This is a genomic window from Janibacter sp. FSL W8-0316, assembly GCF_038004165.1.
GTDB classification, from domain to species: domain Bacteria; phylum Actinomycetota; class Actinomycetes; order Actinomycetales; family Dermatophilaceae; genus Janibacter; species Janibacter indicus.
Map to the genome: position 1 here is coordinate 1,705,176 of NZ_JBBOQX010000001.1, position 19,602 is coordinate 1,724,777.

Below are 19,602 nucleotides of genomic sequence, written 5' to 3' on the forward strand. Positions count from 1 at the left end.
TGGGCTACTCCTCGCGGATGACGGTCCCGCCGAGGATCCGCTCGATGACGGCCGGGCCGGCATTGCCCGCCTCGACGATGTCCTCGTCGTCGTCACTGACCGACGAGTCGTCGGGCTCACGCGGCTCGAGTGTCGGCGCGACCGGCTCGGGCGCGGGCGCCCAGGCCGGAGCCGCGGCGGCCGAGGCCGCCGGGCTGCCCCACTCGGCCCCGGCGGGCCCACCGCTCGGTGCGGGGACCCCGACGTCGGCTGGTGGCGCGGCGGGCGCCTCGGGTGCGGGTGCGGAGGCGTCCATGGCGGGGCCTCCCCCACCGACCGGCCCGGACCCTGCGCCACCCGCAGGCCCCGTCGGGGCCGGCATCGTCGCCTGGGCACTGCCGCTGCGCTGCGGCGCCGCGCCGGAGTCGTGCGGCACGCCCTCGACGCGGGCGTCGACGCCCAGGGTGTCGATGAGTGCCTGCCGCACGACCTCGGCGTGCGAGCCGTTGCGGAAGGCATTGGCCAGACCCACCGTCGCGATGCCCAGCACGAGCCGCTGCCCGTCGTAGGTGAGCACCTGGGCGTGCTCGGACAGGAAGGTCCACGTCGCCCGGCGCATCTGGTAGATCCGCCCGAGGACGTCGGGCCAGCTGCGGCGCAGGGCCTCGACGTCGATCCCCCCGGACGAAGGGGGCGACGCCGCCGGTGCCGTGGTCGCAGCCACGTCGTCGGCCTGGTCGGGCACGCTCGCCGCGGGTGAGGTCGCCGCGGGCGGGGTCGCCTCAGGCGCGGCAGAGCCTGCGGCAGGCGCGCCCGGGGGCGTTGACGGGCTCGCGTCGGGCTCGGCCGTCCCCGACGGGGCCACCGGCGGCGTCGACCGGTCTCGCTCGACCGGCGCGGGCTCCGGCGCAGCAGCCGGGGGCTGGTCCGCCGACGGCGCGTGGTGCGCCGCGGGGGTCTGCCCGGTGGGGGCCTGCGGGACGGGGGCGCTCCCCCCTTCGCTCGTGGGGACGCCGCCGACCTCGAGGCGACGCTCGATGCGGTCCAGGCGGGCGCCGTAGCCCGACTCGCCACCGGCAGCGGGCAGCAGCACCCGCGCGGCGATGATCTCGAGCTGGACCCGGGGCGAGGTCGCACCGGTCATCTCGGTCAGGCCGGCGTTGATGATGTCGGCCGCCCGCGACAGGGAGGCCGGCCCGAAGGCGGCCGCCTGCTGACGCATCCGGTCGATCTGGTCACCCGGCAGCCCGCGCAGGATCGCCGCCGCCCCGTCGGGCGCCGCGGAGACGACGATGAGGTCGCGGAAGCGCTCGAGGAGGTCCTCGACGAAGCGCCGCGGGTCGAGCCCGGTCTCGATGACCGAGTCGATGACCCGGAAGACGCCGGCCGCGTCACCGGCGCCGAAGGAGGTGACGGCGTTGTCGAGCAGCTCGCCGTCGGTGAACCCGAGGAGCGCGGCCGCCCGCTCGTAGGTCAGGCCCTGCTCGTCGCTGCCGGCGATGAGCTGGTCGAGGACCGAGAGCGAGTCGCGCACCGACCCACCGCCGGCCCGCACGACGAAGGAGAGCACGCCCGGCTCGACCTGCACACCCTCGGCGTCGCACAGCTGCTGCATGTAGTCCTGCAGCCGAGCCGGCGGCACGAGGCGGAAGGGGTAGTGGTGGGTCCGCGAGCGGATGGTCCCGATGACCTTTTCGGGCTCGGTCGTGGCGAAGACGAACTTCACGTGCTCGGGCGGCTCCTCGACGATCTTGAGCAGGGCGTTGAAGCCCTGCGGCGTCACCATGTGCGCCTCGTCGATGATGTAGATCTTGTAGCGGCTCTGCGCCGGACCGAAGGAGGCCCGCTCGCGCAGGTCGCGGGCGTCGTCGACACCGCCGTGGCTCGCCGCGTCGATCTCGATGACGTCGACGGTGCCCGGGCCACCACGGGCCAGGGCGGTGCACGAGTCGCATTCGCCGCACGGGGTCGGGGTGGGGCCCTGCTCGCAGTTGAGGCAGCGGGCGAGGATGCGCGCGCTCGTCGTCTTGCCACAGCCGCGCGGCCCGGAGAAGAGGTAGGCGTGGTTGACCCGCCCCGAGCGCAGCGCCTGCATGAGCGGCTCGGTGACGTGCTCCTGCCCGATGACGTCGGCGAAGGACTCGGGGCGGTATCGGCGGTACAGGGCGGTGCTCACGGCACGAGCCTACGTGCGGAGCACGACAGCGGCCTCCCCCGAGGGGAGGCCGCTGTGGATGCGCGGGATCAGGCGCGAAGGGAGGCGGTCGCCTCGGTGAGCTTGGTCAGCTGGCGCAGGACGTTGCCGAGCTCCTTGGCCCGGCGCTCGGCCGGCGCGAAGACGTCGCCGTCCTCGCCCTGCTCGACCTCGAGCATCGTCGAGAAGGAGACCTGGCCACGGACGACGTGCATCTGGGCGTTGGCGACGATCGTGCGCCAGTGCTCGACGGCCCGGACCCCGCAGTCGGCGCCGTAGGAGACCAGCGCGATGCCCTTGTGGCCCCACTCGGGGTAGAGGACGTCGAAGGCATTCTTCAGGGCCGCCGGCACGCCGTGGTTGTACTCCGGGGTGACGAAGACGAAGCCGTCGAACCCGTCGATCGTCTCGCTCCAGCGGCGGGTCTTGGGGTTGTCGTACTGCCGCTTCGCCGCGCCCGGGACGGTCGGCTCGTTGAGCAGGTCGAGGTCGTAGTCGGCGAGGTCGACGAGCTCGTACTCGGCGTCGTCGCGGCCGGCGACCTGGTCCATGACCCAGTCGGCAACCTGTGCGCCGAAGCGGCCCGGGCGGGTGCTTCCGAGGATGATGGCGATCTTCATGTGACTCCTTGGGTCATCGGCACGGCGAAGGCCCGCCATCCCGGAGGATGACGGGCCCACCGTCAGGTCAGCTGCGGCGGCGCTCGTCGCGCACCTCGTCGACCTTATCGCGCACCTTGTCGAAGAAGCCCTTGCCCTGCTCGGGCTGCGGGCGCTCCTCCCGCGCCAGGTGGCCGCGCTCGTGGCCGGTCTCGGCCGGCGGTGCGGCCGGGTCCGCGGGGGGCACGTCGGCGAGCGGCGCCTGATCGGACGCGGGCGAAGGGAGATCCCCTCCCGTCGTCTCCGGGGCCGGAGGGGCAGTCGGGTTCGGCCTGGTGTCCGGGCGAGCGCCCTGGTCGTGCGCGACCGGCTCGTCGACCTGACCCGGACGAGCACCCTGGTCGTGGACCACCGGCTCGGCGCCGGCGTGGCGACCCGCGGGCTCGTCGACGGGCCGGGTGCCAGCGGGCGGCAGGGGCTCGTCGACACCCGCGTGACGACCACCGGTCGGGTCGACCCCCGGCTCGGGGGCAGCCTGGGCTCGGGCATCCCCCACCGGGCGCGGGTCACCCGTGACGGGATCGCCCTCCGCGTAGGGGTCCTCGGCCTCGATGACGCCGTCGCGGTAGCCATCGCGGTTGTCGTCGACGAAGGCCTGGTCCCGGCCGCCACGGTCGTCAGCGCGCACCTCGTCGGACCGCACGTCGTCGGCTCGCACGTCATCAGCACGGTCATCGCGAGCACCTGCGGCAGCCGCGGTGGCACCATCGGCACCGACGGCCGCGCCCCCGGCCACGGCCCCGGGGCCACGGCGGTCGCGATCGAGGTCGCGGTCGGTGTCATCGATGCGGTTGCCGTGCTCGTCGGTCAGGACGTCGGGGTCCTTGGCATCGGCCTCACGCAGCTTGGCGTCGTAGGCCTGCTGGTCCTGCTGGGCGACCTCCGCCTGACCGGCGGCGGCCTCCTGCTTCTGCTCGGCCTCGATGCGGCGCTTCTCGGCCTCCGCGGCCTGGCGGTCGGCCTCCGCGGCCTGGCGGTCGGCCTCGGCCTTGGCCGCACGGGCGTCGGCGTCGCTGGCCTGCGCCGCGGCCTGGCTCTCGCGGGTCTGCCGCTCACGCTCGGCGGCCTCCTGCCGCAGCTGCTCGGCCTCGGCTCGCTCGCGCTCGACGCGCTTGGCCTTCGAGCCCCTGGCCAGTGCTGCGATGAGCCCGATGACGAGCAGCACCAGCAGGATCCCGACGATGATCCAGATCCAGGTGTCCATGATCCGCCTCCTTGAGTGGGGGGCGATCGCAGCCGCGACCGCTGCACCCAACCTAGGGGGATATACGACCCACGCCACTCGGGAGCGATCGCACATCTGCGATCTTCCGCGGCATTCCGGGGTCGTGAGCGCACAAAAAAGGACACCCCGCGCACCTGGAAGAGCTCGCCTACCCTTGCTGCATTCCTGCCCTGGGGGAGTTCGGTGAGGTACCACCACGCGGGGTGCCGATCGCCAAGTCTACGTGGCCCGGTCCCCGGACCAAAGTCGGGGTGGCGCCGTGACAGCGCAGAAGCCCCGGTCGTGACGACCGGGGCTTCGCTCTGGCGGAGGATAGGGGATTCGAACCCCTGAGAGCTTTCACTCAACGCGCTTTCCAAGCGCGCGCACTAGGCCACTATGCGAATCCTCCGCGGGAGAGATTACCCGAGCGATCGGCTACCTCGAAATCGGGCGGATTTCACCCCTTCGACACCCGTCGGCGACGATGGTGGGCATGTCGTTGCCCTCCCCCCGCCGCCTGTACACGACCGTCGCGACCGCTGAGGCCGTGACCTGGACCCTCCTGCTCATCGGCATGTTCCTCAAGTACGTCACCGAGACCACGGAGCTCGGCGTGCGCATCGGCGGCATGCTCCACGGCATCGTCTTCATCGCCTACGTGCTCGTGACCGTTATCGTCTGGGTCGACCAGCGGTGGAGCACCAAGCACGGCCTCGTCGCGCTCGCGAGCGCCATCCCGCCGCTCGTCACGCTGTGGACCGAGCGGTGGCTCCAGCGCGAGGGCCAGCTCGGCGACTCCTGGCGACTGCGGACGAAGGGGGCCGCCTCCGGCCCCGTCGAGGGCCTGGTCTCCGGCGCGCTGCGCCGCCCCGGCCCCGCCGCGCTCGGCCTCGTCGTGGCCGTCGCGGTCCTCACCGCGATCGCGCTGGCGGTCGGCCCGCCGGTCGGCTGACGCGGCGCGTCGGGCTGCAGTTGGGGATCACGACCCCGGCAGATCGTTGGTTACTCGTCGGTGAGGCGAACTGCCGCGCGACGCGCCGTGACGCCTCAGCGGCGACGCCGGCTGGTGCCGAAGAGCGAGCGCGTGATCTCGCGGCCGATGACCGTACCCGCGGAGCGCAGCGCCGACTTGAAGGCCGAGCTGCCGACGACCTGCTCGACCATGCCCGGCTCCTCCTTGGGCGCCTTGGGAGCCTTCGGCACCTTGGGCTGCTGCGGGGCAGCCCGCTCCCCCTTCGGCTCGTCCTCCGCAGGAGCGGCCTGGAGCTTGGCCGAGAGCTTTTCGTAGGCGGACTCGCGGTCGAGCGCCTCGGAGTACTTCGGGGCGAGGGGCGAGGCAGTGGTGGTCTGCTCGAGCAGCTCCGGCGCCGAGGGCGCCATGAGCGACTGGGGCGCGCGCATCATCGTGTGCGCAACGGGGGTCGGTGTGCCCTTGTCACCGAGGACGGTCACGACGGCCTCGCCGGTGCCGAGCTGGGTGAGCAGCTCCTCGAGGTCGTAGTCGGTGTGCGGGTAGGTCGTGACCGCCGCCCTGATCGCCTTGGCGTCCTCGGGTGTGAAGGCCCGCAGCTGGTGCTGCACCCGGTTGCCGAGCTGGGCGAGCACGTCGGCCGGCACGTCCTTGGGGCTCTGCGTCACGAAGAAGACGCCAACTCCCTTCGAGCGGATGAGCCGGACCGTCTGCTCGATGGCGTCCTGGAAGGGCTTGCTCGCCTCGTCGAAGAGCAGGTGCGCCTCGTCGAAGAAGAAGACGAGCTTGGGCTTGTCGACGTCACCGACCTCGGGCAGGTCCTGGAAGAGGTCGGCGAGCAGCCACATGAGGAAGGTCGAGAAGAGCTGGGGACGCTGCTGCACGGCGGGCAGCTCCAGGCAGCTCACGACTCCCCGGCCGTCGTCGGCGACCCGCAGCAGGTCAGCCGTGTCGAACTCCGGCTCGCCGAAGAAGACGTCGGCGCCCTGGTCCTCGAAGGCGATGAGCTGACGCAGGATCACGCCGGCCGTCGCGCTCGAGAGGCCACCGAGGGCCTTGAGCTCGGCCTTGCCCTCGTCGGAGACCAGGTGCTGGATCACCGCGCGCAGGTCCTTGAGGTCGAGCAGCGCCAGACCCTGCTTGTCGGCGAAGTGGAAGATCAGCCCCAGACTCGACTCCTGGGTCGCGTTGAGGCCCAGGACCTTGCTCAGCAGGGTCGGACCGAAGCTCGTGATCGTCGTGCGGATCGGGACCCCCGTGCCCTGACCTCCGAGGGTGAGGAACTCGGTCGGGTAGCCCGTGGCCTGCCAGTCCTGACCGACGGAGGCACTGCGCGAGGTGAGCTTTTCGCCCCCTTCGCCCGGGGAGGCGATGCCCGAGAGGTCGCCCTTGATGTCTGCGAGGAAGACCGGCACGCCTGCAGCGGAGAGCTGCTCGGCCATGACCTGCAAGCTCTTGGTCTTGCCGGTGCCGGTGGCACCGGCGACCAGGCCGTGCTTGGTCAGGCTCGCCAGCGGCACCCGCACGGGGGCATCGGCATGGGGCTGGCCGTCGACGACGGTGGCGCCGAGCTCGACAGCCGGCGCCTCGAAGGCGTAGCCGGCGCGGATGGAGTCCAGGAGTGAAGAGTCGGTCACAAGCCGGAGCCTAGTGCGGTCACCGTCGGCGGCCCCTCTTATCGTGTCCGGGTGATCTTCCAGTCCGTCGGTGACACCCGCCCCTACCCGGCCCACGGGCGCGCGGCTCCCCGCGACTGGGCCGACGTCCCGCCCCGCGCGGTGCGCCTCGAGCAGCTGACGACGACCAAGAGCGCGCTCAACCTGCACGACCTGCTCGCCGACGACTCCACCTTCTACGGCGACCTCTTCCCCCACGTCGTCCTCTGGCGCGGACGCCACTACCTCGAGGACGGCCTGCACCGCGCCCTGCGCGCCGCGCTCCAGCAGCGCTCCACCCTGCACGCCCGGGTGCTCGAGCTCGACGACTGAGGACCGACCGTGAGCGACGAGGAGTACTACGGGGCCGGCAGCGGGGCCAGAGCCCGCCGGCAGCGGGCGATCATCACCGTCGTCGTCGTGCTCCTGCTGCTCTTCTTCTCCTTCTGGTACGCGATGTCCTACATCCGTGCCGACGAGTCCGGCAGCGCCTCGGGCACCACGACGGACAACCGCCCGGCATGCACGACCTCGCCCCAGCACGTCGAGGTCAACGTCTACAACGCGACCGACCGCGACGGTCTGGCCGCCCGGGTCGCCACCCAGCTCAAGGCCCGCGGCTTCACCGTCAAGACGATCGCCAACGACCCGAAGAAGCGCACGATCACCGGCCGCGGCGAGCTGCGCTACGGCAGCAACAGCATGGCCGACGCCCAACTCGTGCTGCGGCACACCGGCGACTTCCAGCGGATCAAGGACACCCGCCAGCGACGCACCGTCGACGTCGTCGTCGGACCGCAGTTCCGCCAGCTCGTCGACGAGAGCCGCGTCGCCGCCTGCTGACCGGTCAGGGGCGGGTCGTCGTCAGCTCGACCTTGTCGTCACCGACGACGTCGCAGGTGATCGTCGTGTCGACGACCTGGAAGCTGCTGCCCTGCGTGCACGTGTTCTCGACCCCACCGGCCTGGATGAGGGCCTCGCCGCCCTGCGTCGCCGAGACGAGGCGGATGCGGTCGCGGGACCTCAGTCCGTCGTCCGTGTCGTAGGGCCGCGGGAAGTCGTAGAACTCATCGCCCTGGATCTTGATCGTGCAGGTGTTGGCGGTGTCGCACTTGGAGCTCCAGCGGTCACAGGCGCCGAGCGGCAGGGCGAGAGCGGCGAGAGCGGCAGTGGCGACGAGGGCACGGTGGGGACGGAGCACGGGTCCCAGACAACCAGACGTGCCGCAGACGGCCGCAGGCCCCACCCGGAATGGGGTGGGGCCTGCGATCAGCTGGCGGTGGCGGTGGGATTTGAACCCACGGTCGGCGTCAACCGACAAACGCTTTCGAGGCGTTCTCCTTAGGCCGCTCGGACACGCCACCGCGGAGCACAATACAAGGTCGAGGCGGCCGGTCCCCAATCGGGCGAAGGGAGAGTGCCGCCACCTATCGTGGCGAGCCGTCGCGGCGGCCTTCGAAGAAGCCCAGGAGCAGGCGCGCGGCCTCCCCTTCGCGCACCCCGCCGACGACCTCGGCCCGGTGGATCGACCGGCGATCGCGCACGACGTCCCACACCGACCCGCAGGCGCCCATCTTGGGGTCCCACGCCCCGAGGACCACGCGTGGGACGCGGCTGGCGACGACGGCACCGGCGCACATCGGGCACGGCTCGAGGGTGACGACGAGCGTGCACCCCGTGAGGCGCCACTCCCCCTTCGCCTCCGCCGCGGCGCGCATCGCGACGACCTCCGCGTGACCGGTCGGGTCGCCATCGCGCTCACGGGTGTTGCGCCCCGCCCCGATGATCACGCCGTCCGCGTCCACGACGAGCGCACCCACGGGGATGTCGCCGTCCGCGGCGGCCTCACGGGCCAGCTCGAGGGCCCGGTCCATCCACGCCTCCTCGACGGGGCGCTGCGGACGGGTGGGCTCGGGACTCACGGGGACAGTCTCCCGCACGGTAGTTTCGGCACCATGCGCGTCATCGTCGCGGACCACCCGCTCATCGCCCACAAGCTGACCTACCTGCGGCACAAGGGCACCGACAGCCCGACCTTCCGTCGGCTCGCCGACGAGCTCGTCACGCTGCTCGCCTACGAGGCGACGCGTGAGGTGCGCACCGAGCCCTTCGACATCGAGACCCCGGTGAGCGCGACGACGGGCATCAAGCTGTCGACGCCCAAGCCGCTCGTCGTGCCGATCCTGCGCGCCGGCCTGGGCATGCTCGAGGGCATGGTCCGGCTGCTGCCGACCGCCGAGGTGGGCTTCCTCGGCATGCTGCGCAACGAGGAGACCCTCGAGGCGGTCACCTACGCCAACCGCCTGCCCGACGACCTGTCCGGCCGGCAGTGCTACGTCATCGACCCGATGCTCGCCACCGGCGGCACGCTGGCGATGTCGGTGCGCTACCTCGTCGACCGCGGCGCCGACGACATCACCGCCGTCACCCTGCTCGCCGCTCCCGAGGGCATCGAAGCGGTTGAGCGCGAGCTGGCCGACCTCGACGTGCCGGTGACGCTCGTGACCGGGGCGATCGACGAGCGTCTCAACGAGCAGGGCTACATCGTCCCCGGTCTTGGTGACGCCGGCGACCGGCTCTACGGCGTGGTCTGACCCGTCACACCCGTCACATCTGCAACACTGGGCAGGATTCGCGCCCGCCCGGGCGTCCATCTGCCTGCCTGACGACGGAAGAGAACGAGTCATGAACACGCCGCCGATCAAGAAGATCGTCCTCTGGCTGCTCACGATCTTCCTGCTCTACGCCATCCTCACGTCGCCGACCGAGGCCGCCAACATCGTCGGCTCCGCCTGGGACGTCATCGCCAACGGCGTGACCAACATCGGCCGCTTCTTCGACTCGCTCATCGCGAGGTAGCGATGGCAGCGGAGGTCGCCCGCGTGGCCCACCGGGGGCTGCGCAAGTACCTCCTCCCGGGCGAGACCCCGGTGGCGGAGATCCGGCACCACCGGATCGTGCTCCTCAAGCCCTTCGCGATCATCGTCGGCGTGCTCGCGCTCGTCGTCTGGCTGGACCTGTCGGTGAGCGACGCCAATGCCGGCATCCTCGGCTACGTCTGGTGGGCCTGGTTCGCCGTCGTCGGCTGGGCCGCGTGGAAGTGGATCGAGTGGCGCCACACCCGCGTCGTCGCCACCGACAAGCGGATCGTGCTCTTCGAGGGGTGGATCAACCACAAGGTCTCGATGATGCCGCTGAAGAAGGTCACCGACATGGGCTACGAGCGCTCGCTGCTCGGGCGCCTGCTCGGCTACGGCACCTTCGTCCTCGAGAGCGCCGGCCAGGACCAGGCTCTGTCGAGCATCGAGTTCGTCCCCGACCCCGACGACAACTACCGGGCGATCTGCTCGGTGGTCTTCGGCATGGGCCCCCTCGACGACGATGACGAAGAGGGGTTCGCGGACGACGAGCCGACCTGGGAGACGTCCGAGGACTTCACCACCCGCCTCGGCGTCGTCGACGGCCTCTACGTCGGCGGCCCACCGACCGACGGCTACGAGGACCCGCCGGTCGTCTCGCACGGCGCGTCGATCTACCGCAGCCGCGACCTGCTGCGCCGCGACCGCGACGCCGACACCGGCGAGCTGCCGCCCTACGACCCCGACGACTACTGACGCCCCTCCCCCCTTCGCATTGCCGTAGGGCAATGCAGTCAGGAGGGCGCATTGCCGTAGGGCAATGCAGGCAGGAGCGCGCATTGCCGTAGGGCAATGCAGGGTCAGGCGGGGTCGGAGTCGCGCAGGCGGCGCAGGGCGGTGACGGCCTCCCAGCCGCAGATGACGGCGATGCCGACGGCGACGGCGGGCATCGACAGGCTCCAGTCCCGGCTCCACCCGAAGGTCTCGTGGAACTGCGCCGGCAGGTCGGTCAGCAGCCGGCCGGTGAGCAGCAGCCAGACGAGCACCACACCCGAGACGACGGCGCTCACCAGGCTGACGACCGCCAGCGGGACGGACCAACCGCCGCGCGCCCACGCCGCGACGGTGACGAGCACGTCCACGGCGAGGAAGCCGACGACAAGCGCCTGCCAGCCCATGCCGAGCGTCGGGTCGAGGACCTGCACCGCGTGTGCCCCGACTCCTCCCCACTGCCACACGCACAGGCCGATGACGACGATCGTCGTGACGACCTCGAAGAGCATCTCCGCCAGGCTGGCCCGTCGGGCACGGTCGGCCGGGTCGGCGAGCTCGTCCGGGCTCCACTCGCCGACGAGGCCCCGCTGCTCGCCCGGGCTGCCGTAGCGTTCGGCGACCGCGAAGACGAGCGTGGTCCAGAAGACGACGTGCACCGCCACCTGGAAGGCGAGCAGAGCCCCCTCCCCCACGATCGTGCCGAAGCCGGCATCGGTGCCCATGGCATGCGCGATGACGGTGCCGACGACGGCGAGCGGCACGAGGATGGCCAGCAGCAGCCGGACCAACCGCACCCACGCGGGGAAGAACGCCGGACCGATGAGGTGGTTGGGCCGTCCACCGTACTCACGGGCGAGGACGTCGGGATCGCCGAGGCCGACGATGGTCTCGCGCTCGGCGGTGGCCGGCTCCTCACCGGCGGCGATCCTCCCTTCGACCGTCTCCTCGATCGTGCCGCGCAGCTCACGGGCGATGTCGGGCCCGGTCTCCGGCGGGAGCTGGCGGGTCACGGTCCACACATAACGATCGGTCAGGCTGGTGCCACTCATGACTGGTCTCCGTCCAGTGCGGCGATCGCGGTGTCGAGGGATCGCCATTCGGTCATCAGGTGGGCGCGCAGGTCGGCGCCGGCCGGGCTCGTGCGGTAGAACTTCCGCGGCCTGGCCTCGTCGGTGTTCCACTCGCTCGTCAGCAGGCCCTGCTTCTCCAGGCGCCGCAGGAGCGGGTAGAGCGTGTTGCCGTCCACCGCGAAGCCCGCGGCGTCGAGCGTCTCGAGCAGCGCATAGCCGTAGCGCGGTTCCTCGAGCGTGGCGAGGGCGGCGAGCACGACGGTCCCCCGCCTCAGCTCCTGCAGGTGCCCCGCGAGCAGCTCTTCGTCCATGCGTGACACTATAGTGTGTGTCACACACTATAGTCCACGACACATCTCGCAGACGACGAAGGGCGGCGCCCACCCCATCGGGTGAGCGCCGCCCTTCGCTGCGGTCAGGTTGCCTCAGAGGGCCTTGAGGATCTCGCCGACCTTGTCCTTGGCGTCACCGAAGAGCATCTGCGTGTTGTCCCGGAAGAACAGCGGGTTCTGCACGCCGGCGTAGCCGGTGGCCATGGAGCGCTTGAAGACGATGACGTCCTTGGCGTTCCACACCTCGAGGACGGGCATGCCCGCGATCGGGCTGCTCGGGTCCTCCGCCGCGGCCGGGTTGACCGTGTCGTTGGCGCCGATGACCAGGACGACGTCGGTCTCGGGGAAGTCGTCGTTGATCTCGTCCATCTCGAGCACGACGTCGTAGGGCACCTTGGCCTCGGCCAGCAGCACGTTCATGTGACCGGGCAGGCGACCGGCGACGGGGTGGATGCCGAAGCGGACGTCCACTCCCTTCGCCCGCAGCTGGGCCGTGAGATCGGCGACGGGGTACTGCGCCTGCGCCACGGCCATGCCGTAGCCCGGGGCGATGACCACCGAGGAGGCCTCGGAGAGCAGCTCGGCGACCTGCTCGGCCTGGATCTCACGGTGCTCGCCGTAGTCCTTGTCCTCGCCCGTCACCTGACCGTCGGAGCCGAAGCCGCCGGCGATGACGGAGATGAAGGAGCGGTTCATCGCCTTGCACATGATGTAGGACAGGAAGGCACCCGAGGAGCCGACGAGCGCACCGGTGACGATGAGCAGGTCGTTGGAGAGCATGAAGCCCGCCGCGGCCGCCGCCCAGCCCGAGTAGCTGTTGAGCATCGAGACGACGACCGGCATGTCACCGCCGCCGATCGAGGCGACGAGGTGCCAGCCGAAGAGCAGCGCGATGACCGTCATGATGCCCAGCGGCACGATCGACGGGGAGACCACGAACCAGACGCACAGCCCGATCGAGACGAGCACGGCGAGCAGGTTGAGCCAGTGACGCGCCGGCAGCACGAGCGGCGAGGACTTCATCTTCGCGCTGAGCTTGAGGTAGGCGACGATCGAGCCGGTGAAGGTCACGGCACCGATGAAGACACCGATGAAGACCTCGCCGTTGTGGATCCCGACCATGTCGATGGACTCGAGGCGCTGGTGCTCGGCGACGGCCTCGGGGCTGTCACCGTGCGAGGCGAGGAAGGTGTTGTAGCCGACGAGCACGGCGGCCAGACCGACGAAGGAGTGCATCATCGCGATGAGCTCGGGCATGCCGGTCATCTCGACGCGGCGGGCGATGCGCACACCGATGAGGCCACCCAGGGCCATGGTGACGACGAGGACGCCCAGGCCCCACTTGCCGGCATCGGTGGCCTCGCCCTCGCCGTAGACCCCGTCGATGACGAGGGCGATCGTGGCGAGCAGGGCGATGGTCATGCCGGCCATGCCGAACCAGTTGCCGTGCTTGGCCGACTCGTGCTTGCTCAGGCCGGCGAGGGAGAGGATGAACAGGAGCGCCGCGACGATGTAGGCGGCGGTGACGACGGTGGACAGCACGACTCAGCCCTTCCGGAACATGTTGAGCATCCGGTTGGTCACGGTGAACCCACCGAAGACGTTGATGCTGGCGAAGAAGATGGCAGCTGCGGCGATGACCTGGATCGCGATGTCGGGCGAAGTCACCTGCAGCAGGGCGCCGACGACGATGATCCCGGAGATCGCATTGGTCACCGACATCAGCGGCGTGTGCAGCGCGTGGTGGACGCTGCCGATGACGTAGAAGCCGATGACGACCGCCAGCGCGAAGACGATGAAGTGCGACAGGAAGGCCGCGGGCATGAAGGCGGCCGCGACGAGGAAGAGGAGCGCGGCGCCACCGATGTACCAGAACTTGCGGTTGGGGTCGTGCGGCTTCTCCGGCTTCTTGTCAGCCTCAGCCTCGGCGACCTTCGATGCAGCCGGCGTGGACTGCGCCGCGGAGACCTGCACGGGCGGCGGCGGCCACAGGGTCTCCTCACCCTGGGTGACCGTCATCCCGCGCACGACCGTGTCCTCCATGTCGAGGACCGGCTGGCCGTCCTTGTCCGGCGTGACGAGCTTGAGCAGGTTGACGATGTTGGTGCCGTAGAGCTGGCTGGCCTGCGTGGGCAGACGACCGGCCAGGTCGGTGTAGCCGATGATCCGCACGCCGTTGTCGGTGACGACCCGCTCGTCGGCGACCGACCCGGCGACGTTGCCGCCGGAGCCGGCGGCCATGTCGACGATGACCGACCCCGGCTTCATCGAGGCGACCATCTCCTCGGTGATCAGCCGCGGCGCCGGGCGCCCCGGGATGAGGGCCGTGGTGATGATGATGTCGACGTCCTTGGCCTGCTCGGCGTAGAGCTCGGCGGCCTTGCGGTTGAAGTCCTCACCGGTCTCCTTTGCATAGCCGTCGCTCGACACCTCCTGCTCGACATCGATCTGGAGGAACTCCGCGCCCATCGACTCGACCTGCTCGGCCACCTCGGGCCGCACGTCGAAGGCGCGCACGATCGCGCCGAGCGAGCCGGCCGCGCCGATCGCGGCCAGACCGGCCACGCCGGCGCCGCAGACGAGCACCTTGGCCGGCGGCACCTTGCCCGCGGCCGTCACCTGACCGGTGAAGAGACCGCCGAACTCGTGCGCCGACTCGACGACCGCGCGGTAGCCGGCGATGTTGGCCATCGACGACAGGACATCGAGCGACTGGGCCCGCGAGATACGCGGCACCGCGTCCATCGCCAGGGCGGTCACGCCCTGCGCGCGCAGCGCCTCGACCTTGTCGGGGTTGAGCGCCGGAGCCAGCAGCGAGGCGAGGATCGCCCCGGAGCGCAGCCGCGGAACCTCCTCGTCGGTGGGGGCGTTGACCTTGGCGACGATGTCGCTGGCCCACACCTGCTCCGCACTCTCGAGGCTCGCTCCGGCGTCGACGTAGGCCTGGTCCGGGTAGGCGGACGCCTCACCGGCCCCGGCCTCGACGACGACGTCGTATCCGAGCTTGATCAGCTGCTCCACGGTCTTCGGGGTCGCCGCGACGCGGGTTTCGCCGCGCTTCGACTCCTTGGGCACGCCAAGTCGCATCGTCACTCCTGTGATGAGGGGTGTGGTGGATGTGGTCGCTGGGCAACCTAGGGCACCGGAGAGCGCACCCGCAGACTTTGTGACGGGGACGATGGTCACACCGCCACTGGGTGAGACGCAGCGCCGCGACCGCGGGCGAAGGGAGTAGTGCCCGACGAGCCTTCGGCTCGCCTCCGCTCAGGCGGGCTCGTCGCTCCCTGACGGGTCGGTCTCGTCGCCGCCAGTGGCTTCGGGCTCGAGGTCGAGGCCCTCCTCGGCGAGCGCCGCCTCGCGAGCGGCCTCCTCGTCCTCCCACACCGTGTGCGATGGCTCGGTCATGGGCCGAGCCTAGCGACCATACCCATGAGTAACATAGAACGCGTGGATCACGACGAGGTGAGTGGCGGAGCCCGAGCGGTCGCGGCAGCGGCGGCACACGGGGTGGAGACGATGTTCACCCTGTCGGGAGCGCACGTCTTCCCCCTCTACGACGGCGCGGTCTCGGCCAACCCGCCGATGCGTCTGCTCGACGTGCGCCACGAGCAGACCGCGGTCTTCGCCGCGGAGGCCACCGGCAAGCTCACCCGCACCCCGGGCCTCGCGGTGCTCACCGCCGGCCCCGGCGTCACCAACGGCATCAGCGCGATCACCCAGGCGCACTTCTCCGGGTCGCCGCTCGTCGTGCTCGGGGGGCGCGCAGCGACCTACTCGTGGGGCCGGGGGGCGCTGCAGGAGCTCGACCACCCGAGCCTCCTCGGCCCGGTGACCAAGCGGGCCGCGACGATCGGCTCCGTCGACAAGATCGCCGACGAGGTCGACGACGCCTTCCGTCTCGCGGCCGCACCGCACCGCGGCCCGGTCCTGCTCGACGTCCCGATGGACGAGCTCTACGGCGACGCCGAGGGCAGGCCGGTCACCGCGGGCGAGACCCTCCCTTCGCCTCCCGACGCCGGGGACGTCGACACGATCGCCCGACTGCTCGCGGCCGCCGAGCGACCTCTCGTCGTCCTCGGCACCGACGTGTGGAGCGACCGGGCCGAGACCGCGGCGCTGCGCTTCGTCACCGACCTCGGGCTGCCGACGATCACCAACGGCCTGGGACGGGGCATCGTCCCCGGCGGGCACGAGCTGCTCGTCGCCCGAGCCCGCCGCACGGCCGTCGGCGAGTGCGACCTCGCGCTCGTCGTCGGCGCCCCCCTCGACTTCCGGCTGGGCTACGGGGCCTTCGGCGGTCACGGCGGCGCCCCCGACGCCCGGGTCGTGCACGTCGCGGACTCCCCCGGGCAGATCAGCGCCCATGCCGACCCTGCGACGAGCGCAGTCGGCGACCTCACCGCCTTCTTCGACCTCGTCCAGACGGTGGTCGAGCAGCACGGTCACGCCGACTGGTCGGCGTGGAGCGGCCGCCTCGCCGAGGAGTCGGCGGCCCGGGCCGCCGCCGACCACGAGCTGCTCACCAGCGCCGTCTCCCCCGCGCACCCGGCGCGCATCTACGGCGAGCTGCTCCCGCGATTGGCCGACGACGCCGTCGTCATCGGCGACGGCGGTGACTTCGTCTCGTGGGCCGGGCGCTTCGTCGAGCCGGCGCGGCCGGGCTCGTGGCTCGACCCGGGGCCCTTCGGCTGCCTGGGCGCGGGCCTCGGTGCGGCGATCGCGGCCCGGATCGCCCGCCCTTCGTCGCAGGTCGTGCTGCTCCTCGGCGACGGCGCCTCCGGCATGTCGCTCATGGACGTCGACACCCTCGTGCGCCACGACCTGCCGGTCGTCATGGTCATGGGCAACAACGGCGCGTGGGGCCTGGAGAAGCAGCCGATGCAGATGCTCTACGGCTACGACGTCGCCGCCGACCTGGCCCCGCAGACCCGCTACGACGAGGTGGTGCGGGCCCTCGGCGGCGCCGGCGAGATGGTCACCGACCCCCGGCAGATCGGGCCGGCCCTCGACCGGGCCTGCGCCTCCGGCGTCCCCTACCTCGTCAACGTCGTCACCGACCCGCAGATCCCCTATCCGCGGTCGACCACCGGTATGTGAGCCGAAGGGGAGGTCCACTCAGCGGGTGAGCCGGTCCAGCACGGCCGCGAGCAGTGCCTCGCGCAGCGCCCGCGGCACGGCGTCGAGCAGCGCGTTGACCTCGGCCATGCGGTCGGGCACCTGCAGCGTGCCGCCACCGCCCCCGAGGCCCGCGATGGCGAGCAGACCGTCGAGGGTCGCCTCGTCGAGACCTGCGGGGTCGATCTGCCGGGCGGCCGCGACGAGGTCGGGGTTGACCTCGACCGGGCCGGACTCCCTTGCCGCAGAGACGGCCTCGGTCAGGGCGGCGACGAGCTCGTCGGTGTGGGCAGCGGTCGCCGCGCAGAGGGTGAGGTGCAGTGTCGCGGCGTGGTCGGCGAAGGCCATCTGGGGCTGCACGAGCCACCCGCGGGAGCTCATCTCGTCGGCGATCGTGAAGACGTCGCAGCCCGCGGTGGCCTCGAGGGCGAGCAGGGTCGAGTCGGGGGCGACGACGACCTGCACCCCCTCGATCGCCTCCACCGCCGCCGCGACGTCGAGGGTCGCCTGCCGGGCCACCGCCGCGAGCTCGCGGTAGCGGTCGAGCCCGATGGCGTGCACGACCGCCCAGGCCGCCGCGAGCGGGCCGCCGGACTTCGTCGACTGGAGGGTCGTGTTGAGCATCGTGTAGCCCGGCCACGCGGCTGAGGCGTAGATGTGCCCGCGCCGCAGACCGGGGTCGCGGTGCAGCAGGAGCGAGACCCCCTTGGGCGTGTAGGCGTACTTGTGCAGGTCGACGGAGATGCTCCTGACGCCCTCGACGGCGAAGGTCCACGGCGGCACGTCGTCGAGGAAGGGCAACACCCACCCGCCGATGCATGCGTCGACGTGGCAGCGGACGCCCCGCTCCCGGGCGATCGCGGCGATCTCGGCGACGGGGTCGACGACGCCGTGGGCGTAGGAGGGCGCCGACGCGACGAGCAGCACCGTGTCGTCGGTGACGGCGGCCGCCATCGCCGCCGGGTCGGCGCGGAAGGTCACCGGGTCGACCGGCACGCTCACGACGTCGACGCCGAGGAGGTGCCCGGCCTTGTGCACCGCCGCGTGGACGGTGCTCGGCGCGACGACCCGCGGTCGCTCGACGTGGGGCGAGCCATTGCGCGCGGCGAGCACCGCGAGGACGAGCGACTCCGTACCGCCCGAGGTCGCGACGCCGACCGTGGAGGGCGGCCCGTGGAGGAGCCCGGCCGCGAGCGCGACGAGCTCGGACTCCAGCCGGGCCAGCGACGGAAAGGCCGTCGGGTCGAGCCCGTTGGTCGAGGCGAAGGCCGCGAGTGCCTGGCGCCCGATGGCATCGGCCTCCGCGAGGCCGGAGTCGTAGACATAGCTGAGCGTGCGGCCGCCGTGGGTCGGCAGGTCCTGTGCGCGAAGGGAGTCCAGCGCCGCCCGGATGTCGTCGGCCGGTGTGGGGTGGGTCGGGTCGAGCATCATCGGGCGACCTCTCCGGCAGCGACAACGGCTGCCTCGTCGATGCGATAGCCCCGCAGGAGGAGCATGGAGCCGAGCACGAGCAGCGCGGGCAGGACGGTGAAGCCGAGGGTCATCGCCGTCAGCGCCGAGGCCGGTTGTGCCGCAGTCCCGTCCGTCGACGAAACATATCCGCCGAGCATGAGGACGAGACCGTAGACACCCGGGCCGAGGGCGAGGCCGAGCGTCTCGGCAGCAGTCCACACTCCGGTGTAGACGCCCACCCGGCTCTCGCCGCTGCGGTCGGCGTCGACCGCAGCGACATCGGGCAGCATCGCCATGGGGAACATCTGCGCACCGGCGTAGCCGACCCCGACGAGGGCCAGGGCGAGGGCGACGGTGACGAGACCGAGGTCGTGGGTGACCCACACGAGGAGTGCTCCCGCCGCGAGGCAGAGCGAGGCGACGACGAAGGCGGGCCGCTTGCCGGTGCGACGCCCCACCCGCTCCCACAGCGGGGTGACGACGAGCGCGGGGCCCACGAAGGCGACGAAGAGGATCGTGGCGGCGCCTGGGTCGCCGAGCACCCACCGCGCCATGTAGTCGACACCGGCGAGCATGACGCCGGTCGCGAGCGCCTGGACGGCGAAGGTGAGCAGCAGGGCGCGGAAGTCCGGGGCGCCCGCCACGACCCGTAGCTGGTGGGCCAGGGAGCCGCCGGCGGCGACGTGCTCGACGGGTGGAACCCCCTTCGTCCCCCACCAGGCTCCGAGTGCGCCGACGACGATGAGGAGAGCGACGAAGACGCCGACGGCCCGGTAGCCCCACTCGGGGCCGAGGGCGTCGCGCAGGGCTGGGGACAGGCCGCCCGCGACGAGGATCGTCAGCGCGAGGACCGCGACCCGCCACGTCATCAGGCGGGTGCGTTCGCCGTAGTCACGGGTCAGCTCGGCCGGCATGGAGACGTAGGGGACCTGGAAGAAGGCGTAGGCACTGGCGCACGCGAGGAAGAGCACGGCGACCCACGCGGCTGCCAGGGTCGAAGGGGAGGTCGGCCCGGCGAAGAGCAGCGCGAAGAGGACGGCGAGCGTCAGGCCGGCCCGGACGAGGAAGGGGCGGCGCCGACCATCGGGGTGCGTGCTGCGGTCGGAGACCCGGCCGGCGATCGGGTTGAGCAGGACATCCCAGGCCTTGGGCAGCAGGACGATGAGTCCGGCGAGGCCGGCGGCCACGCCGAGCCGGTCGGTGAGGTAGGGCAGCAGGAGCAGGCCGGGGACCGTGCCGAAGGCGCCCGTCGCCACCGACCCGAGGCCGCAGCCGCGCCGCACGCGCCCCGGCAGCACCGCCGTGTCCTGCACCATGACGGAAGGCTACTCACGGGT

The 19,602-nt window shown here is 71.6% G+C and carries 20 protein-coding genes, 2 tRNA genes and 1 other RNA gene; 7 read left to right on the top strand and 16 right to left on the bottom strand.

The genetic code is table 11. The features are described 5' to 3' along the window. Positions 1-4: 4 nt before the first annotated feature. The 5 genes from NYE39_RS08395 to NYE39_RS08415 form a co-directional block, all read right to left on the bottom strand. Positions 5-2,155: a DNA polymerase III subunit gamma and tau gene (locus tag NYE39_RS08395; RefSeq protein WP_341012391.1), complete on the bottom strand. Its 2,151-nt coding sequence runs from the start codon at positions 2,153-2,155 to the stop codon at positions 5-7. 68 nt (positions 2,156-2,223) lie between these two features. Continuing rightward, positions 2,224-2,793 (bottom strand): NADPH-dependent FMN reductase, encoded by a 570-nt coding sequence (locus NYE39_RS08400; protein ID WP_341012392.1) that lies wholly within the window; start codon positions 2,791-2,793, stop codon positions 2,224-2,226. 67 nt (positions 2,794-2,860) lie between these two features. Continuing rightward, positions 2,861-4,036 carry a hypothetical protein gene (locus NYE39_RS08405; RefSeq protein WP_341012393.1) on the bottom strand — a complete coding sequence of 392 codons (1,176 nt, stop codon included), beginning with the start codon at positions 4,034-4,036 and terminating at the stop codon, positions 2,861-2,863. A 135-nt stretch (positions 4,037-4,171) separates the two neighbouring features. After that, an RNA gene (ffs, locus tag NYE39_RS08410) (signal recognition particle sRNA small type) lies at positions 4,172-4,268 on the bottom strand. A 92-nt stretch (positions 4,269-4,360) separates the two neighbouring features. Continuing rightward, positions 4,361-4,448, bottom strand: a tRNA-Ser gene (locus NYE39_RS08415). 84 nt (positions 4,449-4,532) lie between these two features. Here NYE39_RS08415 and NYE39_RS08420 point away from each other — a divergent pair. Beyond that, on the top strand, positions 4,533-4,991 hold the full coding sequence (locus NYE39_RS08420) for a DUF3817 domain-containing protein (RefSeq protein WP_192910925.1): 459 nt from the start codon (positions 4,533-4,535) through the stop codon (positions 4,989-4,991). A 95-nt stretch (positions 4,992-5,086) separates the two neighbouring features. On the opposite strand, the gene NYE39_RS08425 is transcribed toward NYE39_RS08420, so the two are convergent. After that, the gene (locus NYE39_RS08425; protein WP_341012394.1) at positions 5,087-6,646 is read right to left on the bottom strand and encodes a helicase HerA-like domain-containing protein; all 1,560 of its coding nucleotides are present in this window, start codon (positions 6,644-6,646) and stop codon (positions 5,087-5,089) included. A gap of 51 nt (positions 6,647-6,697) precedes the next feature. On the opposite strand from NYE39_RS08425, the gene NYE39_RS08430 reads away from it, so the two are divergent. Together NYE39_RS08430 and NYE39_RS08435 are read left to right on the top strand one after the other, a co-directional pair. Beyond that, complete coding sequence (locus NYE39_RS08430) at positions 6,698-6,997, top strand: type II toxin-antitoxin system VapB family antitoxin (protein ID WP_192910927.1); 300 nt, start codon at positions 6,698-6,700, stop codon at positions 6,995-6,997. A gap of 9 nt (positions 6,998-7,006) precedes the next feature. Next, entirely contained in the window at positions 7,007-7,507 is a 501-nt protein-coding gene (locus tag NYE39_RS08435) for a LytR C-terminal domain-containing protein (protein WP_341012395.1), read from the top strand. 4 nt (positions 7,508-7,511) lie between these two features. On the opposite strand, the gene NYE39_RS08440 is transcribed toward NYE39_RS08435, so the two are convergent. From NYE39_RS08440 to NYE39_RS08450, 3 genes are all read right to left on the bottom strand, one after another. Continuing rightward, positions 7,512-7,865: a hypothetical protein gene (locus tag NYE39_RS08440; RefSeq protein WP_192910929.1), complete on the bottom strand. Its 354-nt coding sequence runs from the start codon at positions 7,863-7,865 to the stop codon at positions 7,512-7,514. 73 nt (positions 7,866-7,938) lie between these two features. Continuing rightward, positions 7,939-8,028 (bottom strand) — tRNA-Ser (locus tag NYE39_RS08445). Positions 8,029-8,091: 63 nt separating this feature from the next. Further along, the gene (locus NYE39_RS08450; RefSeq protein ID WP_341013384.1) at positions 8,092-8,538 is read right to left on the bottom strand and encodes a nucleoside deaminase; all 447 of its coding nucleotides are present in this window, start codon (positions 8,536-8,538) and stop codon (positions 8,092-8,094) included. Positions 8,539-8,619: 81 nt separating this feature from the next. Between NYE39_RS08450 and upp the strand changes: the two genes are divergently transcribed. The 3 genes from upp (at position 8,620) to NYE39_RS08465 (ending at position 10,278) form a co-directional block, all read left to right on the top strand. Then, on the top strand, positions 8,620-9,258 hold the full coding sequence (gene upp / locus NYE39_RS08455; protein WP_072625542.1) for a uracil phosphoribosyltransferase: 639 nt from the start codon (positions 8,620-8,622) through the stop codon (positions 9,256-9,258). Positions 9,259-9,349: 91 nt separating this feature from the next. Further along, positions 9,350-9,523: a hypothetical protein gene (locus tag NYE39_RS08460; RefSeq protein WP_164513600.1), complete on the top strand. Its 174-nt coding sequence runs from the start codon at positions 9,350-9,352 to the stop codon at positions 9,521-9,523. A gap of 2 nt (positions 9,524-9,525) precedes the next feature. After that, complete coding sequence (locus tag NYE39_RS08465; RefSeq protein ID WP_341012396.1) at positions 9,526-10,278, top strand: PH domain-containing protein; 753 nt, start codon at positions 9,526-9,528, stop codon at positions 10,276-10,278. A gap of 104 nt (positions 10,279-10,382) precedes the next feature. Here the strand turns inward: NYE39_RS08465 and NYE39_RS08470 are convergent, their stop codons facing one another. The 5 genes from NYE39_RS08470 to NYE39_RS08490 all read right to left on the bottom strand — a co-directional run bounded on the left by NYE39_RS08470 (position 10,383) and on the right by NYE39_RS08490 (position 15,103). Beyond that, positions 10,383-11,345, bottom strand: coding sequence for a permease prefix domain 1-containing protein (locus NYE39_RS08470; RefSeq protein ID WP_341012397.1), 963 nt, complete (start codon positions 11,343-11,345; stop codon positions 10,383-10,385). Beyond that, positions 11,342-11,677, bottom strand: coding sequence for a PadR family transcriptional regulator (locus NYE39_RS08475; RefSeq protein ID WP_341012398.1), 336 nt, complete (start codon positions 11,675-11,677; stop codon positions 11,342-11,344). Before NYE39_RS08475 ends, NYE39_RS08470 begins: the two co-directional genes overlap by 4 nt. Positions 11,678-11,791: 114 nt before the next feature. Next, on the bottom strand, positions 11,792-13,240 hold the full coding sequence (pntB, locus tag NYE39_RS08480; protein ID WP_185220893.1) for a Re/Si-specific NAD(P)(+) transhydrogenase subunit beta: 1,449 nt from the start codon (positions 13,238-13,240) through the stop codon (positions 11,792-11,794). Positions 13,241-13,243: 3 nt separating this feature from the next. Further along, entirely contained in the window at positions 13,244-14,785 is a 1,542-nt protein-coding gene (locus NYE39_RS08485; RefSeq protein ID WP_143445629.1) for a Re/Si-specific NAD(P)(+) transhydrogenase subunit alpha, read from the bottom strand. 177 nt (positions 14,786-14,962) lie between these two features. After that, positions 14,963-15,103: a hypothetical protein gene (locus tag NYE39_RS08490; RefSeq protein ID WP_159451240.1), complete on the bottom strand. Its 141-nt coding sequence runs from the start codon at positions 15,101-15,103 to the stop codon at positions 14,963-14,965. 42 nt (positions 15,104-15,145) lie between these two features. Between NYE39_RS08490 and NYE39_RS08495 the strand changes: the two genes are divergently transcribed. After that, on the top strand, positions 15,146-16,795 hold the full coding sequence (locus tag NYE39_RS08495; RefSeq protein WP_341012399.1) for an acetolactate synthase: 1,650 nt from the start codon (positions 15,146-15,148) through the stop codon (positions 16,793-16,795). Between the two features lie 18 nt (positions 16,796-16,813). Here NYE39_RS08495 and NYE39_RS08500 read toward each other — a convergent pair whose 3' ends face one another. Together NYE39_RS08500 and NYE39_RS08505 are read right to left on the bottom strand one after the other, a co-directional pair. Then, a complete protein-coding gene (locus NYE39_RS08500) occupies positions 16,814-18,244 on the bottom strand; it encodes a pyridoxal phosphate-dependent decarboxylase family protein (RefSeq protein WP_341012400.1) in 1,431 nt (476 codons plus the stop codon). Beyond that, the gene (locus tag NYE39_RS08505) at positions 18,241-19,581 is read right to left on the bottom strand and encodes an MFS transporter (protein WP_341012401.1); all 1,341 of its coding nucleotides are present in this window, start codon (positions 19,579-19,581) and stop codon (positions 18,241-18,243) included. The genes NYE39_RS08500 and NYE39_RS08505 overlap by 4 nt, the downstream gene beginning before the upstream one ends. Positions 19,582-19,602: the final 21 nt, after the last annotated feature.

Coding starts and splice junctions, on each gene's coding strand:
- NYE39_RS08400 (WP_341012392.1), bottom strand. CDS start 2,793: ATGAAGATCGCCATCATCCTCGGAAGCACCCGCCCGGGCCGCTTCGGC.
- NYE39_RS08405 (WP_341012393.1), bottom strand. CDS start 4,036: ATGGACACCTGGATCTGGATCATCGTCGGGATCCTGCTGGTGCTGCTC.
- NYE39_RS08420 (WP_192910925.1), top strand. CDS start 4,533: ATGTCGTTGCCCTCCCCCCGCCGCCTGTACACGACCGTCGCGACCGCT.
- NYE39_RS08450 (WP_341013384.1), bottom strand. CDS start 8,538: ATGGACCGGGCCCTCGAGCTGGCCCGTGAGGCCGCCGCGGACGGCGAC.
- upp (WP_072625542.1), top strand. CDS start 8,620: ATGCGCGTCATCGTCGCGGACCACCCGCTCATCGCCCACAAGCTGACC.
- NYE39_RS08460 (WP_164513600.1), top strand. CDS start 9,350: ATGAACACGCCGCCGATCAAGAAGATCGTCCTCTGGCTGCTCACGATC.
- NYE39_RS08465 (WP_341012396.1), top strand. CDS start 9,526: ATGGCAGCGGAGGTCGCCCGCGTGGCCCACCGGGGGCTGCGCAAGTAC.
- NYE39_RS08470 (WP_341012397.1), bottom strand. CDS start 11,345: ATGAGTGGCACCAGCCTGACCGATCGTTATGTGTGGACCGTGACCCGC.
- NYE39_RS08475 (WP_341012398.1), bottom strand. CDS start 11,677: ATGGACGAAGAGCTGCTCGCGGGGCACCTGCAGGAGCTGAGGCGGGGG.
- NYE39_RS08485 (WP_143445629.1), bottom strand. CDS start 14,785: ATGCGACTTGGCGTGCCCAAGGAGTCGAAGCGCGGCGAAACCCGCGTC.
- NYE39_RS08490 (WP_159451240.1), bottom strand. CDS start 15,103: ATGACCGAGCCATCGCACACGGTGTGGGAGGACGAGGAGGCCGCTCGC.
- NYE39_RS08500 (WP_341012400.1), bottom strand. CDS start 18,244: ATGATGCTCGACCCGACCCACCCCACACCGGCCGACGACATCCGGGCG.
- NYE39_RS08505 (WP_341012401.1), bottom strand. CDS start 19,581: ATGGTGCAGGACACGGCGGTGCTGCCGGGGCGCGTGCGGCGCGGCTGC.